Source organism: Aeromonas sp. R7-5 (assembly GCF_040908015.1).
GTDB classification, from domain to species: domain Bacteria; phylum Pseudomonadota; class Gammaproteobacteria; order Enterobacterales; family Aeromonadaceae; genus Aeromonas; species Aeromonas caviae.
On record NZ_JBFOCZ010000012.1, the window covers coordinates 117,099 to 132,293 of the forward strand.

The 15,195-nt window shown below is 59.4% G+C and carries 17 protein-coding genes; 13 read left to right on the forward strand and 4 right to left on the reverse strand.

Annotated elements, in window-relative coordinates:
- Window positions 1–77: 77 nt before the first annotated feature.
- The gene (gene ahpC / locus AB5Y53_RS04510) at window positions 78–644 is read right to left on the reverse strand and encodes an alkyl hydroperoxide reductase subunit C (protein ID WP_010675074.1); all 567 of its coding nucleotides are present in this window, start codon (window positions 642–644) and stop codon (window positions 78–80) included.
- 629 nt (window positions 645–1,273) lie between these two features.
- Window positions 1,274–1,720 carry a CBS domain-containing protein gene (locus AB5Y53_RS04515; protein ID WP_010675073.1) on the reverse strand — a complete coding sequence of 149 codons (447 nt, stop codon included), beginning with the start codon at window positions 1,718–1,720 and terminating at the stop codon, window positions 1,274–1,276.
- 211 nt (window positions 1,721–1,931) lie between these two features.
- Between AB5Y53_RS04515 and queA the strand changes: the two genes are divergently transcribed.
- From queA to nlpI, 7 genes are all read left to right on the forward strand, one after another.
- A complete protein-coding gene (gene queA, locus AB5Y53_RS04520) occupies window positions 1,932–2,999 on the forward strand; it encodes a tRNA preQ1(34) S-adenosylmethionine ribosyltransferase-isomerase QueA (RefSeq protein WP_010675072.1) in 1,068 nt (355 codons plus the stop codon).
- A gap of 118 nt (window positions 3,000–3,117) precedes the next feature.
- Complete coding sequence (tgt, locus tag AB5Y53_RS04525; RefSeq protein ID WP_010675071.1) at window positions 3,118–4,254, forward strand: tRNA guanosine(34) transglycosylase Tgt; 1,137 nt, start codon at window positions 3,118–3,120, stop codon at window positions 4,252–4,254.
- Between the two features lie 50 nt (window positions 4,255–4,304).
- Complete coding sequence (gene yajC, locus AB5Y53_RS04530) at window positions 4,305–4,640, forward strand: preprotein translocase subunit YajC (RefSeq protein ID WP_010675070.1); 336 nt, start codon at window positions 4,305–4,307, stop codon at window positions 4,638–4,640.
- A gap of 18 nt (window positions 4,641–4,658) precedes the next feature.
- Window positions 4,659–6,512 carry a protein translocase subunit SecD gene (gene secD / locus AB5Y53_RS04535; protein ID WP_103260284.1) on the forward strand — a complete coding sequence of 618 codons (1,854 nt, stop codon included), beginning with the start codon at window positions 4,659–4,661 and terminating at the stop codon, window positions 6,510–6,512.
- A 9-nt stretch (window positions 6,513–6,521) separates the two neighbouring features.
- Window positions 6,522–7,469: a protein translocase subunit SecF gene (gene secF, locus AB5Y53_RS04540; protein ID WP_039038736.1), complete on the forward strand. Its 948-nt coding sequence runs from the start codon at window positions 6,522–6,524 to the stop codon at window positions 7,467–7,469.
- Between the two features lie 100 nt (window positions 7,470–7,569).
- Window positions 7,570–7,938, forward strand: coding sequence for a rhodanese-like domain-containing protein (locus tag AB5Y53_RS04545; protein WP_213319209.1), 369 nt, complete (start codon window positions 7,570–7,572; stop codon window positions 7,936–7,938).
- A 90-nt stretch (window positions 7,939–8,028) separates the two neighbouring features.
- The gene (gene nlpI, locus AB5Y53_RS04550) at window positions 8,029–8,961 is read left to right on the forward strand and encodes a lipoprotein NlpI (RefSeq protein ID WP_280520777.1); all 933 of its coding nucleotides are present in this window, start codon (window positions 8,029–8,031) and stop codon (window positions 8,959–8,961) included.
- 75 nt (window positions 8,962–9,036) lie between these two features.
- Here the strand turns inward: nlpI and AB5Y53_RS04555 are convergent, their stop codons facing one another.
- Both AB5Y53_RS04555 and AB5Y53_RS04560 read right to left on the reverse strand, forming a co-directional pair.
- On the reverse strand, window positions 9,037–9,909 hold the full coding sequence (locus AB5Y53_RS04555; protein WP_368181226.1) for a U32 family peptidase: 873 nt from the start codon (window positions 9,907–9,909) through the stop codon (window positions 9,037–9,039).
- A 12-nt stretch (window positions 9,910–9,921) separates the two neighbouring features.
- On the reverse strand, window positions 9,922–10,917 hold the full coding sequence (locus tag AB5Y53_RS04560) for a peptidase U32 family protein (RefSeq protein ID WP_010675064.1): 996 nt from the start codon (window positions 10,915–10,917) through the stop codon (window positions 9,922–9,924).
- A gap of 188 nt (window positions 10,918–11,105) precedes the next feature.
- On the opposite strand from AB5Y53_RS04560, the gene AB5Y53_RS04565 reads away from it, so the two are divergent.
- From AB5Y53_RS04565 to iscA, 6 genes are all read left to right on the forward strand, one after another.
- Entirely contained in the window at window positions 11,106–11,618 is a 513-nt protein-coding gene (locus tag AB5Y53_RS04565; RefSeq protein ID WP_151028118.1) for an SCP2 domain-containing protein, read from the forward strand.
- 190 nt (window positions 11,619–11,808) lie between these two features.
- Complete coding sequence (gene trmJ, locus AB5Y53_RS04570; protein ID WP_103857942.1) at window positions 11,809–12,543, forward strand: tRNA (cytosine(32)/uridine(32)-2'-O)-methyltransferase TrmJ; 735 nt, start codon at window positions 11,809–11,811, stop codon at window positions 12,541–12,543.
- A gap of 94 nt (window positions 12,544–12,637) precedes the next feature.
- Window positions 12,638–13,141 (forward strand): Fe-S cluster assembly transcriptional regulator IscR, encoded by a 504-nt coding sequence (gene iscR, locus AB5Y53_RS04575; protein WP_025327241.1) that lies wholly within the window; start codon window positions 12,638–12,640, stop codon window positions 13,139–13,141.
- Window positions 13,142–13,193: 52 nt separating this feature from the next.
- A complete protein-coding gene (locus AB5Y53_RS04580; protein ID WP_010675060.1) occupies window positions 13,194–14,408 on the forward strand; it encodes an IscS subfamily cysteine desulfurase in 1,215 nt (404 codons plus the stop codon).
- Window positions 14,409–14,462: 54 nt separating this feature from the next.
- A complete protein-coding gene (gene iscU, locus AB5Y53_RS04585) occupies window positions 14,463–14,846 on the forward strand; it encodes a Fe-S cluster assembly scaffold IscU (protein WP_010675059.1) in 384 nt (127 codons plus the stop codon).
- Window positions 14,847–14,861: 15 nt separating this feature from the next.
- Window positions 14,862–15,185 (forward strand): iron-sulfur cluster assembly protein IscA, encoded by a 324-nt coding sequence (gene iscA / locus AB5Y53_RS04590; RefSeq protein ID WP_010675058.1) that lies wholly within the window; start codon window positions 14,862–14,864, stop codon window positions 15,183–15,185.
- The last annotated feature ends 10 nt before the right edge of the window (window positions 15,186–15,195 follow it).

Here is a 15,195-nt window from a genome sequence, read left to right on the forward strand (position 1 = left end):
ACAGCAGACCGGCGCATTTTCTGAGGGCCGTAAACAAGACCGGCCCTTGAACGGGCCGGTCTTCAGAGCGGGGAGGCTTAGATTTTGCCTACCAGATCCAGGGACGGGGCCAGGGTGGCGTCGCCTTCTTTCCACTTGGCCGGGCACACTTCACCCGGGTGGGAAGCAACGTACTGGGCAGCCTTGACCTTGCGCAGCAGTTCCAGTGCGTCACGGCCGATGCCGCCAGCGTTGATTTCAACGATCTGGATGACGCCTTGCGGGTCGATGACGAAGGTACCGCGGTCAGCCAGGCCAGCTTCTTCGATCATCACGCCGAAGTTGCGGGTGATGGTGCCAGTGGGGTCGCCGATCATCGGGTACTGGATCTTCTGGATGGTGTCAGAAGTGTCGTGCCAGGCCTTGTGGGTGAAGTGGGTGTCGGTGGAGACGGCGTAGATCTCGACGCCCAGCTTCTGGAATTCGGCGTAGTTGTCGGCCAGGTCGCCCAGCTCGGTCGGGCAGACGAAGGTGAAATCAGCCGGGTAGAAGAACACCACGGACCACTTGCCTTTCAGGTCAGCGTCAGACACCTGAACGAATTTGCCATTGTGGTAGGCGGTGGCGTTGAACGGCTTGATTTCAGTGTTGATGTAGGTAGACATGTATTTGCTCCTTGGTGATGTACATATGCCTGTCTGGTGTTGAAGAGTCGTGCCAGACGAGGCGCTTAACTTTCGATGGAGTCATCATAGTGACTTTTTCTAATCGGTCAAAGCCACAATTTTGAATCACATAAATCTATTTATTAGATAGACCATCACAACTGTACCTAACATGAATATCTCAGGCCTTCGGAGATAACTCATTGTCGAAGTTCAATTTCTGTCCTGCATGTCACATTTTCAAGGGCTGGGCCGGATTTGTTTTCATTGCGTGAGCAGAGAAGGGGGCAGACGAGGCGGCGCAGTAGAAAAAAGAGGGATAAAAAAATCCCGGCGCCGTCGCACAGACAGGGCCGGGTCATCAAACAAGGAATGGCGATAAATATGCTTTACAGCAAAGACTAACTACGGGGTGTGCAAACTTGCAGACATATGAAGAGAAGATGGCGGGTGCACAATCCTCATCTCCTCTTCGGCAACCATTGCATGGTGGGCATCATAGTGTGATGAATGTCACAACGCAAGTTTTGTGGTGTAATTTTACAGTCAAATTGAAAGTGTTTCACTTAAATAGCCGTTAAATTAGGCTGAAAACGCTTTTATTGTAATTTTATTACAGAAATTTAAGATCAAAAGTCGGTTGGGGGCTCCTGCTCCTCCATCAGCTCCAGCAGATTGATGGCCACGGCGATGAAGTCCGACTCGGTGACGATGCCAACCAGCTTGCGCCCCTTGAGTACCGGCAGACAGCCATATTTGTGGCGCTGCAGATACAGGGCCGCCTCCTTGATGCCGGCGTGGGGATCCACGCTCGCCACCTGACGAGTCATGATCTCGTCGAGCTGGACGCTGTCGGTGAACTCCGCCTCCCGCTCGGGGTTGATCAGCAGCAGCTTGGATTCGCGGGTGGCCAGGATGTCCGAGAGGGTGACCAGACCGAGCAGATGCTGGTGTTCATCGACGATGGGAACGTGACGGATCCGCTCCTGCTGCATCAGCTCCATCGCCTGCTTGACGCTGTTTTCCGGACCCAGGGTAAAGGGGTGTTCAGTCATGATCTCGGAGAGGGTCATCATGGTGGGCCTCCTTGTGTGTCTGCTTCCACCCTAGCCCAGCCCCCGTCGCCAGAACATGATCGGGGTCAATACAAAACCTTAAAGGTTTTTTAACGGGCCCAGCCTCACAAAATGGCCCGCTATCCCTTGTCTTCCTTGGGTTTTTAGTCTTTTGGGTTGCCTTGGAAGAGGGGGATAACTAGACTAGCCGCCGATTCCCCCGAGGTGAAAGATGCAAGTATCCGATTTTCATTTTGATCTGCCAGACGAGCTGATTGCCCGCTATCCCATGGCGGAGCGTACCGCCAGCCGCCTGCTGCAGCTCGATGGTCAAACCGGCGCCCTGCGCCACGGTCATTTTGTCGATGTGCTTGACCAGCTCAACCCCGGCGATCTGCTGGTGTTCAACAATACCCGTGTCATTCCGGCGCGCATGTTTGGCCAGAAGGCCAGCGGCGGCAAGCTGGAGGTGCTGGTGGAGCGCATTCTGGACGAGCACAGCGTGCTGGCGCACGTCCGCTCGTCCAAGTCCCCCAAGCCAGGTACCCGTCTCCTTCTGGATGGCGGTGCCGACGGCGTGCCCGTCGAAGCCGAGATGCGTGCCCGCCACGACGCTCTGTTCGAGATCCACTTCCTGGACCCGCGCCCTGTGCTGACCATTCTGGATGCCATCGGCCACATGCCGCTGCCTCCCTATATCGACCGTCCCGACGAGGATGCCGACAAGGAGCGCTACCAGACCGTCTACAACCAGAAGCCGGGTGCCGTGGCGGCGCCGACCGCCGGTCTGCACTTCGACGAGCCGCTGCTCGAGCAGATCCGTGCCAAGGGCGTGGAGATGGCCTTCGTGACCCTGCACGTGGGGGCGGGCACCTTCCAGCCGGTGCGCGTCGACAAGATTGAAGATCACCACATGCACTCGGAATACGCCGAAGTGCCCCAGGAGGTGGTGGATGCCATCGCGGCGACCCGCGCCCGCGGCGGTCGTGTGGTTGCGGTGGGGACCACGTCGGTGCGATCCCTCGAGAGTGCGGCCAAGGCGACCCTGGCCCAGGGCAAGCCGCTGGCGCCCTTCTTCAATGACACCGACATCTTCATCTTCCCCGGTTACGAGTTCCAGGTGGTCGATGCCATGATCACCAACTTCCACCTGCCCGAATCCACCCTGATCATGCTGGTCAGCGCCTTTGCCGGCTATGACAACGTGATGGCCGCCTATCAGGCCGCCGTGGCGGGACAGTACCGTTTCTTCAGCTACGGGGACGCCATGTTCGTCACCCGTCGCCGGGTGCAGGGTTAAGCCTTGCCCTTCAGAAGTCGTTCAGGCTCTGCTTGTCAGTATGCCGGCCGGCTTCATATTACCGGGCCCCTCGGGCCCTTTGTTGTCAGACTGTTTCTCTGACTGAATAGAGGTAGCAATGAAATTTGAATTGAAAACCACCGATGGGCGTGCCCGTCGCGGTCAACTGGTGTTCGAGCGTGGCGTGGTCCAGACCCCGGCCTTCATGCCGGTCGGCACCTACGGCACCGTCAAGGGGATGACACCGGAAGAGGTGCGTGAGACCGGTGCCCAGATCCTGCTTGGCAACACCTTCCACCTCTGGCTGCGCCCGGGTCAGGAAGTGATGCGCGCCCACGGCGATCTGCACGACTTCATGAACTGGCAGGGGCCGATCCTGACCGACTCCGGTGGTTTCCAGGTATTCAGTCTGGGGCACATCCGCAAGATCACCGAGGAGGGGGTACACTTCCGTCATCCCATCAACGGCGAGAAGATCTTCCTCGACCCCGAGAAGTCCATGGAGATCCAGTACGATCTGGGTTCCGACATCGTGATGATCTTCGACGAGTGCACCCCGTACCCGGCCACTTACGAGGAAGCGCGCAAGTCCATGGAGATGTCCCTGCGCTGGGCCAAGCGCTCCCGTGACAAGTTCGATGCGCTCGGCAACAAGAACGCCCTGTTCGGCATCATCCAGGGTTCTGTCTACGAACCGCTGCGGGATGTGTCGCTGGACGGTCTCCTTGAGATCGGCTTCGACGGTTACGCGGTCGGCGGTCTCGCCGTGGGTGAGCCCAAAGAGGACATGCATCGCATCCTTGACCATGTCTGTCCGAAAATTCCGGCCGACAAGCCGCGCTACCTGATGGGGGTGGGCAAGCCGGAGGATCTGGTGGAAGGGGTGCGCCGCGGTATCGACATGTTCGACTGCGTGATGCCGACCCGCAACGCCCGCAACGGTCATCTCTTTACCACCGATGGCGTGGTCAAGATCCGCAACGCCAAGTACCGGGAAGACACCAGCACCCTGGATGCGGACTGCGATTGCTACACCTGCAAGAACTACACCCGCAGCTATTTGTACCATCTGGACAAGTGCAACGAGATCCTCGGTGCCCGTCTGAATACCATTCACAACCTGCGTTATTACCAGCGCGTGATGCAGGGTTTGCGGGACGCGATCGAGCAGGGTAAATTAGACGACTTTGTAACTGAGTTTTACCGTCGGCAAGGGAAGCCTGTGCCTCCACTGGCTGAAAATGACGTGAAATAACAACGACATATAAGTTAGTATTCAAATCTACATCAATAAGAGGTTGTTAAATGAGCATTATCTCCAAGGCGTATGCAGAAGGCGCGGCTCCGGCAGCACAGGGTGGTGGCATGGAAATGATCATCATGCTGGCCGTGTTCGGTCTCATCTTCTACTTCATGATCTACCGTCCCCAGGCCAAGCGTGCCAAGGAGCATCGCAATCTGATGAGCTCCCTCTCCAAGGGCGACGAAGTGCTCACTTCCGGTGGCCTGGTCGGCAAGATCGCCAAGGTTTCCGCCGACAGCGACTACATTGTGCTGGCCCTGAACGATCAGACCCAGGTCACCATCAAGCGTGACTTCGTCTCTGCCGTTCTGCCCAAGGGTTCTATCCAGTCCCTCTAATCTCCCGAGGAGCACAGCGTGTTAAATCGCTATCCGCTGTGGAAATACCTGATGGTGATCGTCGTGATCGCCATCGGTTTTCTATATGCAGCCCCCAATCTTTACGGCGAAGACCCGGCCTTGCAGGTCTCTGCCAGCCGTGGTGCCGAAGTCAAACTAGAAACCCTCGATCAGGTGAAGGAAACCCTCGACGAGGCGAAGATCCCGGTCAAGCATGCGGCGTTCGAGCACGGCTTCATCCTGATCCGTTTCAACAACACCGAAGACCAGCTCAAGGCGCGTGACATCGTGGCCAACAAGCTGGGCGACAATTTCATCACCGCCCTCAACCTGGCACCCTCCACCCCCGCCTGGCTCGAGGCCATCGGCGCGGCGCCCCTGAAGCTCGGTCTTGACCTGCGGGGCGGTGTGCACTTCCTGATGGAAGTGGACATGGCCGAAGCGCTGGCCAAGCAGCAGGAACAGATGGTGCAGGATTTCCGCGCCGAACTGCGTACCCAGAAAATTCGCTACTCCGGTGTACGCCGGGTCGGGGATCAGGTGCAGGTGGTCTTCCGTGACGAGGCCGATCAGGCCAAGGCACTCTCCTTCCTGCGTCGCCAGAATGCGGATCTTGTCTTCACCACCGACCAGAAAGGGGATGACTTCATCCTGCTGGCCACTCTGAGCGAAGCCAAGATCAAAGAGGTGAAGAAGTATGCCCTCGAGCAGAACATCACCATCATCCGCAACCGGGTGAACGAACTGGGTGTGGCCGAGCCGCTGGTCCAGCAGCAGGGCGGTGAGCGTATCATCGTCGAGCTGCCGGGGATCCAGGACACCGCCCGTGCCAAGGAGATCCTGGGTGCCACCGCGACCCTGGAGTTCCACATGGTCGATGAGGCTGCCGATATCCAGGCCGCTGCCGCAGGCCGCGTGCCGCCGAGCTCCAAGGTCTACAACGATCGCAACGGTCGTCCCGTGGTACTGCAAAAGCGCGTGATCCTGACCGGTGACCACATCGTGGGTGCCCAGTCCGGTTTCGATGAATACAGCCGTCCCCAGGTCAACATCAAGCTCGATGGTCAGGGTGGCAACAAGATGGCCAACTTTACCAAGGACAACGTTGGCAAAGGCATGGCGACCGTCTTCATCGAGTACAAGCCGGTGGGTCAGCCTGGTCCGGACGGCAAGCGCAAGTTCCGCAAGCAGGAGGAGGTGATCAACGTCGCCACCATCCAGTCTCGCCTGGGTAGCCAGTTCCGCATCACCGGGATCGACAACGCCAACGAAGCCCACAACCTGGCGCTGCTGCTGCGTGCCGGTGCCCTGATTGCCCCCATTCAGATCGTCGAAGAGCGCACCATAGGCCCGAGCCTGGGTCAGCAGAACATCGACAGCGGGATGGAAGCCATCGGCTGGGCCATGCTGGTGATCGTGCTCTTCATGGGGATCTACTACCGTGCCTTCGGCTGGGTGGCCAATCTGGCGCTGACCATGAACCTGGTGCTCATCGTCGGTATCATGTCGATGATCCCGGGGGCCACCATGACCCTGCCGGGCATCGCCGGTATCGTGTTGACGCTGGGCATGGCGGTGGATGCGAACGTGCTGATCTACGAGCGTATTCGTGAAGAGATCCGCAATGGTCGCGGGGTGCAGCAAGCCATTCACCTGGGCTTTGATCGCGCCTTCTCCACCATCGCCGACTCCAACGTCACCTCGCTCATCACCTGCGTGATCCTGTTCGGTATCGGTACCGGTGCCATCAAGGGCTTCGCCCTGACCCTCGGGATCGGCCTGACGGCGTCCATGTTCACTGCCATCACGGTATCCCGCGCCATCATCAACCTGGCCTGGGGTGGACGGCGCATCGACAAGCTGCCGATCTAAGGAAGAGACATGTTTCAAATTCTACATTTTGAAAAGCCCATCCCCTTCATGCGTTTCGCCAAGCTGGGTATGGTCCTCTCTGCTCTGGTAACGGTGCTCGCCCTCTACGTTCTGTACGATCGTGGCCTGAACTGGGGGCTGGACTTCACCGGCGGTACCACCATCGAGGTGGGGTTCCAGCAGTCGGTGAGCCTGGACAAGATGCACGAGGCGCTGGATCAGCAGAAGATTGACGGGGCGACCCTGCAGTTCTTCGGCTCCAGCCGTGATGTGCTGGTGCGCATGGCCCCGCAAGAGGGCGTCAAGGTCGAGCAGCAGGGCAACGAGGTCCTGGCGGCCGCCAAGCTGGTCGACGAGAGCGCCGTGCTCAAGCGTGTCGAGTTCGTCGGTCCCTCCGTGGGTGACGAGCTGGCCACCGACGGTGCCCTGGCCATGCTGGCCTCCATCCTCTGTATCCTGATCTACGTGGCGGTGCGCTTCGAGTGGCGTCTGGCCACGGGGGGCATCCTCTCCCTGGCTCACGACGTGATCATCACCCTCGGCATCTTTGCCTACTTCCAGTACGAGTTCGACCTGACCGTGCTGGCGGCGCTGATGACGCTGGTGGGGTACTCCCTGAACGACACCATCGTCGTGTTCGACCGGGTGCGGGAGAATTTCCGCAAGGTACGCCGTGGGGACACCGCGGAGATCATGGATCTCTCCATGACCGAGACCCTGAGCCGGACCATCATCACCTCGGGGTTGACCTTCGTGGTGGTGGTGGCGCTGCTGCTCAAAGGCGGGCCTCTGATCCACGGCTTCTCCATCGCCATGGTGATCGGGGTGGCCTTCGGGACCTACTCCTCCATCTATGTGGCGAGCGCCTCAGCCATGTTCCTCGGGATCAAGCGGGAGCACATGCTGCCGACCCAGGTGGAAAAAGAGGGCGCGGATCAGCAAGAGATCCTGCCGTAACAGACAAGGGCGCCGCAAGGCGCCCTTTCTCTTGTGGCCGGGGTGAGTCATGATGCTCCCCACAACCCAGCATCCATTACCCAAAGCAAGGAGCAAGCCCATGCAACACAATCCCCGTTTTCTGGCCCTGGTAGAGGCCATCCGCCCGCAGGTGCAGGAAACCGATGTGCACCAGATCAAGCGCTGGCAGGATGAGGGCCGAGCATTTCATCTGCTCGACGTGCGCGAAGAGAGCGAGTGGGCCAGGGGTCATCTGCCGGGGGCCACCTATCTCGGGCGTGGGGTGATAGAGCGTGACATCGAGACCCGGTATCCGGATCCCGACACCGAACTCTACCTCTATTGTGGTGGGGGATTTCGCTCCATCCTGGTGGCGGATAACCTGCAGAAGATGGGTTATTCCCGGGTCGTCAGCGTCGATGGAGGCTTTCGCGGCTGGAGCGATGCCGGATACCCTGTCGAATCCTGATTTATTTGAGGGAGAGGGGCTGCGCCACATGACAAACGGCCCCGTGATCTTTACCATATGCGGGGTCAAGCGTAAGCGTCGGAGTGTTCATTGAACGTCAGGATAGGGATTGGATACCTCACGGGTATCCTGTTGTTGCTCCCCTTGTGGGGTTGCAGCAGTAGCAGTCAGGTAAAAGCGCCTCAAGTTCCCAAGCCGCAACCCGCTTCACTGGTATTGGCGACCCCCTTGCAGGTCTCCTACCAGAGCGAGTTGGCGTTGGCGCGACTCGGGCAGATGCTCAGTGAAATGGAATTGACGACCGAACAGCGGGCTGAACTCTTCTATGAGCGTGCCGTGGTGTTTGACCGGGTGGGCTTGCGTTCCCTGGCGCGACTCGACTTCAACCGCGCCCTGCGGGAGAAGCCGGATTTTGCCGAGGCCTACAACTTCATCGGTGTCTATCTGGTTCAACAGCAGAACTACGACGAGGCCTATGAGGCGTTCGACTCCGCCCTGGAGCTCGCCCCGGATTACGACTACGCCTATCTCAACCGGGGAATCGCGCTCTATTACGGCAATCGCCCCGAGCTTGCCGCGGCGGATATGAAACGCTTCTACGAGGCGCAACCGGAAGACCCTTATCGGGTGATCTGGCTCTATCTGGCCGAGCAGAAGCTCAACGGACCGGCGGCCATGAGCCGGATGCGCGAGCGGCTCAACAAGTATGACGACGACGCCTGGAACTGGGATCTGGTGCGCCTCTATACGGGCGACATCAATGCCACCCAGTTGATGAGCAACGTGGTGAAAGGGGTCAAGGACAACAGGGAGCTCGCCGAGCGCCTGTGCGAGACCTACTTCTACCTCGGCAAGTTCGAGCTGGCCAAGGGTAACCGCAAGGAAGCCATCAGCTACTTCAAGCTGGCGCTGGCCAACAACGTCTATGACTTCATCGAGCATCGCTATGCCTTGCTGGAGCTGGAACTGATGGCGCGCAAGCCCCAGCCACCCGGAGCCCAGGGCAAGAGCGGCAAAGCGTGACTAAACGGGTTTGAACCCCATGAAAAAGGCCTCTTGACGAGGCCTTTTTGCTGTCTGGTGACACGGGGTGTACCGCTACTCCACCAGGCTCATGCCGGGGATCTGGCGCCAGTAACCGTTGCAGTCCCGCTCCTGCTGCAGGGGCAGGGGGGCCATCCCCTGTTCGTTGGCCTTGAAGCGCTCCAGCATCGTCAGGGTCTCCATGCCTTCGGGCGAGAGGCGCACCACATCCACCAGGCCCTCCATCCCCTTGAGCTCGTTACCCAGGTTGTAGCAGTAACCGGACTGGGTCTGGATGCCGTTGAGGTTGAACACCTTCTGCCCCTCGCGACTGCTGGCAAGTCGCCCGGTGGGGTAGTCGATGCAGGCCAGTTCGCAGTTGTCCTTGGGCCGGTCGAGGGAGCGGGCGGTGAAGCAGCGTGCCGAGTAGGCGAGCGGCAGATGACCATAGGCGAACACCTCCACCTCGAACTGCTGGCGCTCCCTGCTCAGATCCTGATTGAGCTGCATCAGCCAGTCGCGGGAGAGCTCCACCGGCATCACCCAGCGCTGCATCCCCTGTTTAAGCAGCATGCGCAGCACGTCGGCGTTGTAGGCGTTGATGGCGGGGCCGCAGACGAACGGCAGCCCGGCTTCACTGGCGAGCTGGACGGCCCCCAGATCGTTGGCCTCGATCATCAGCTCGCCGTTGTCGATCAGCCGCTTGACCTCCTTGAGCTCGGAGGGGGCAGAGATCAGCGCCAGCGTGGAGAGCACCGCCTGCCTGCCGGAGCCCGCCACCTGACGGGCGAGGGCAATCCAGTCATCCACTTTCAGTTCGCGCCGCTTGCTGCAGACGGTTTCCCCCAGATAGACGATGTCGGCCTGGCTGGCGGCGGCCGCCTGATAGAAGGCCTGGGTGTCGGCCTTGGGCCAGTAGAAGAGCAGGGGCCCGAGTGAGAATTTCATGAACAGGGCTCCTTATTGCCACTGGCGATGATAGGCACCGAGGGTGGTCTGGCTCCCCTCGGAGACGCGGGCGAGCTGGGCATCCCACTCAGCCTTGACCTGATAGGCCTCGGGGTTGGCCTGATAGGCGTCGATGGCGGCGCGCCAGACCCGGGTCACCTGCTCCACATAGGCGGGGCTGCGCTGGCGTCCCTCGATCTTGACCGACTGGATGCCGGTCTGGAACAGCTCGGGCAACAGGCCAAGGGTGTTGAGGCTGGTGGGCTCCTCAAGCGCGTGATAGGTCTGGCCATCCACCTCGAAGCGCCCCTTGCACAGGGTCGGGTAGCCGGCGTTTTCCCCCGGGCCGTAACGATCGATCAGCACCTCGTTGAGGCGGGATTCGAGGCCGCTCGGGGTCTCCTCCCAGCGTACGAACTTGGCCGGTGAGCAGGCGCCGACGGTGTTGGGGCTTTCGCCTGTCATGTAGGAGGAGAGGTAGCAGCGCCCCTCCGCCATGATGCAGAGGCTGCCGAAGGCGAACACCTCAAGGCCGACGTCGGTCTCGCGGGCCAGCTGCCTGACCTGATGCATGGAGAGCACCCTCGGCAGCACCACCCGGCCGACGTTGAAGTGCTGCTGGTAGAAGCGGATGGCAGCGGCGTTGGTGGCGCTGGCCTGGACCGAGACATGCAGCTCCATGTCGGGATGGCGGCGGCTGGCATAATCGAGCACGGCGAGATCGGCGATGATCAGGGCATCGGCACCGAGCGCCACCCCTTTGTCCACGGCCTGCTTCCAACGGGCATCGGAGCCCGGGTGGGCAAAGGTATTGATGGCGATGTGCAGCTTGCGGCCATGCTGGTGGACATAGTCAACCGCTCTTTCCAGCTTGCTGTCGGTGAAGTTGAGCCCGGCGAAGTGGCGGGCATTGGTGTCATCCTTGAAGCCGATGTAGACCGCATCGGCCCCGTTATCCACGGCTGTCTTCAGTGCCGGCAGGCTGCCTGCCGGGCAGAGTAATTCCATCGGGTACGCTCCGAGAGGGCAAAAATGCAAAGTGGCCCGATTGTATGCATGCTTGCCCTCCCGCTTTTTGACCTGAGGCAGCTTTAGGTGGCTTTACCCTTCTTGGGGTAAGTGGGCACAAGTTTGATTTTCAACAGGATCTTGCCGAAGGGGCTGTGCTTGAATGCGCAAAAAACTGGGAGTTTATCGTGTTTCAACATCTGCAACGTCGCCTGGTCGAACAGGCACCCCGTCTCTTGCGCCACCCCCTCAAGCTGGTGCCCTTCCCGCTGCAACAAAACCTGATGGAGGCCCTGCTGGGCAGGGTATTCCGGGAGGCCATCGAAGAGGGGGAATTTGCGTTTCTTGCGGGCAAGTGGCTGAAAGTGGAAGTCAGCGATCTGGGGCTATGCTGGTTTATCAGCGAGCAGGAGGGCAAATTGGTAGTGGCGAGGAAGTGTGAGCACGTCGATGTCTGTTTCAGCGGCAATAGCCAGGATCTTGTTCTGATCGCCGGGCGCAAGGAAGATCCCGACTCTCTCTTCTTCCAGCGCAAGCTGAAGATTGAAGGGAACACCGAGTTGGGTCTGGAGGTGAAAAACCTGATGGACAGCCTGGATCTGGACGGGCTGGGATTGATGAAATACCCCCTGATGGATCTGGCGACCTTTATCGAGCGGGCCCGCGAGACGCACGTGCCCACTGCCGCGACAATGAGCTGAGCCGTTTTCTTGCCCGAGTGCTGCGGAACAGGTGAACTTGAGCCGCAGTACCCCACTGTCAGCGTGACCACGCAGGGTGGGGATGTATCATCTGTCTGTTTGTGCAGAAATGCCTGGTCGGAAGCGGTGCCAAAATAGCGATTGGTTATGTTACAATTGCGCGCCATTTTTGACTGAAGATTGACTGGGCATGTTGGATCAGATTCGTATCGTGTTGGTAAACACCTCTCACACCGGCAACATGGGATCCGCGGCGCGGGCCATGAAGACCATGGGGCTGACTCAACTGGTGCTGGTCGATCCCCAGGCCCAGCCGGATGAGGAGGCCGTCGCCCTGGCAGCGGGGGCCAGCGATATCCTGGCTCGCGCCCGTATTGTGCCGACCCTGGATGAAGCCATTGCCAACTGTGGTCTGGTCATCGGCACCAGTGCCCGTTCCCGCACCTTGAGCTGGCCCATGCTGGATCCCCGTGAAGCGGGCGAGAAGCTGGTTGCCGAGGGCATGGAGCACCCGGTCGCGCTGGTGTTTGGCCGTGAACGTACCGGCCTCACCAATGACGAACTGCAAAAATGCCACTTCCATGTGGCCATTCCCGCCAATCCAGAATACAGCTCCCTCAATCTGGCCATGGCAGTGCAGACCCTTTGTTACGAGGTGCGGATGCGCTGGCTGGAAGTACAGAACCAGGAGCATTCGGCCCCGGAGGATGAGCGGGTCGAGTACCCCAGCGCCCAGCAACTGGAAGGGTTTTATCAGCATCTGGAGCAGACGTTGCAAAAGACGGGGTTCATTGCCGATGACCATCCAGGCCATGTGATGAGCAAACTGCGTCGTCTATTCAATCGGGCCAGACCCGAAGCAGTGGAGTTGAACATCCTGCGGGGCATTCTCACCTCTGTCCAGAAGTCCAGGGCACAGGATTAATCCCGACTGATTTACTCAAGCATATACTTGACTGATTTAGTCGGGTATGTGACCATATGCCACATATTGATTGGTTCGCAAGACGGTAAGGCATATGAGACTGACCTCAAAAGGACGTTACGCGGTGACAGCCATGCTCGACGTGGCGTTGCATGCAGAGCAGGGGCCCGTGCCCCTGGCTGATATTTCAGAGCGCCAGGGCATCTCCTTGTCCTATCTGGAACAACTGTTTGCTCGTCTGCGCAAACATGGTCTGGTGAGCAGCGTACGTGGCCCCGGTGGCGGCTATCGCCTCGGTCTGGCCCCTGGCGAGATTTCGGTCGGTCAGGTGATCACCGCGGTCGATGAATCGGTCGATGCGACCAAGTGCCTCGGCAAAGGGGGCTGCCACGGTGGTACCCAGTGCCTGACCCACTCCTTGTGGCGGGATCTGAGCGAACGCATCTCCAGTTTCCTGGGGGATATCACCCTGGCCGAGCTGGTTGGTCAGGCCGATGTGCGCCGTATCGCCGGCAAGCAAGATGAACAAATGAAGACCGTGTTGTCCCTGGTTGATCGGGCCGAACGCGGTGATGTGAGCTTGAAAGTCCAACTATAAACGTGCTTTCCACGACGAGTCGCTGTGTGACCCCGTCGTAACGGAGAAAAAGATGAAACTGCCTATTTACCTTGATTATTCGGCAACCTGTCCGGTGGACCCGCGTGTCGCAGAAAAAATGATGCAGTGCCTCACCATGGACGGCCTGTTCGGCAACCCAGCCTCCCGTTCCCACCGTTTCGGCTGGCAGGCCGAAGAGGCGGTGGATCTGGCCCGTAATCAAGTGGCAGAGCTGATCGGCGCGGATCCGCGCGAGATCGTCTTTACCTCCGGTGCGACCGAGTCCAACAACCTGGCCATCAAGGGCATCGCCCATTTCTACGCCGGCAAGGGCAAGCACATCGTCACCTCCAAGACCGAGCACAAAGCCGTGCTGGATACCTGCCGCCAACTGGAGCGGGAAGGCTATGAGGTGACCTACCTCGAGCCCATGCCCAACGGCCTGTTTACCCTTGAGCAGATCGAAGGCGCACTGCGTGATGACACCATCCTGGTCAGCATCATGCACGCCAACAACGAGATCGGGGTGGTGCAAGACATCGCTGCCATCGGCGAGTTGTGCCGTTCCCGCAAGATCCTGCTGCATGTGGACGCCGTCCAGAGCGTGGGCAAGATCCCGGTCGACGTGGAAGCACTCAAGGTTGATCTGCTCTCCATGTCCGCCCACAAGGTATACGGCCCGAAAGGCATTGGCGCCCTGTATGTGCGCCGCAAGCCCCGTGTTCGTCTGGAAGCCCAGATGCACGGCGGTGGTCACGAGCGCGGCATGCGCTCCGGCACCCTGGCAACCCACCAGATCGTCGGCATGGGGGAAGCCTTCCGCATCGCCAAGGAAGAGATGGCGAGCGAGAGCCAGCACATCATGGCCCTGCGCCAGCGTCTGTGGGATGGCATCAAGAACATCGAAGAAGTCTATATCAACGGGGATCTGGACCAGCGTGTACCGGGTAACCTGAACGTCAGCTTCGCTTATGTGGAAGGGGAATCCCTCATCATGGCACTGAAGGATCTGGCGGTCTCTTCCGGTTCTGCCTGTACCTCGGCCAGCCTGGAACCTTCCTACGTGCTGCGTGCCCTGGGCCTGAACGACGAGCTGGCACACAGCTCCATCCGTTTCAGCATCGGTCGCTTCACCACCGAAGAAGAGATCGACTACGCAATCAAGCTCATCTGCGACTCCATCGGTCGTCTGCGCGAGATGTCCCCCCTGTGGGAGATGTTCAAGGATGGCGTCGATCTGAACACGGTCGAATGGGCACATCACTGATCCTTGCCAGCATGGCAAGGGTCTGGTGAACAACGGAATTAGCAGGAGTTAGATATGGCTTACAGTGAAAAAGTAATCGACCACTACGAGAATCCCCGCAACGTCGGTGGTTTTGACAAGAACGATCCCAGCGTCGCCACCGGCATGGTCGGTGCACCGGCCTGTGGTGACGTCATGAAGCTGCAACTGAAGATCAGCGACGATGGCATCATCGAAGATGCCAAGTTCAAGACCTACGGCTGTGGTTCCGCCATCGCCTCCAGCTCCCTGGTGACCGAGTGGGTCAAGGGCAAGACCCTGGACGAAGCGGCCGGTATCAAGAACACCGACATCGCCGAAGAGCTGGCGCTGCCGCCGGTGAAGATCCACTGCTCCATTCTGGCGGAGGATGCCATCAAGGCCGCCATCGCCGATTACAAGCAGAAAAAAGGTCTTTAAGGTCCGGAGAGCAGTATGGCCATAACCATGACAGATGCCGCAGCGGCGCGGGTTTCCTCCTTCATGATCAACCGGGGCAAGGGCATCGGCCTGCGCCTCGGCGTCAAGACGACCGGCTGTTCTGGCCTTGCCTATGTGCTCGAGTTCGTGGATGAGCTGGCTGCCGAGGATCAGGTATTCGAGCAGAAAGGCGTCAAGATCATCGTGGATGCCAAGAGCCTGATCCACCTGGATGGCACCGAGCTGGACTTCGTGAAGGAAGGCCTCAACGAGGGCTTCCAGTTCAACAACCCGAATGCCAAGGGCGAATGTGGTTGTGGCGAAAGCTTCAGCGTGTAAGTGGTTCGAT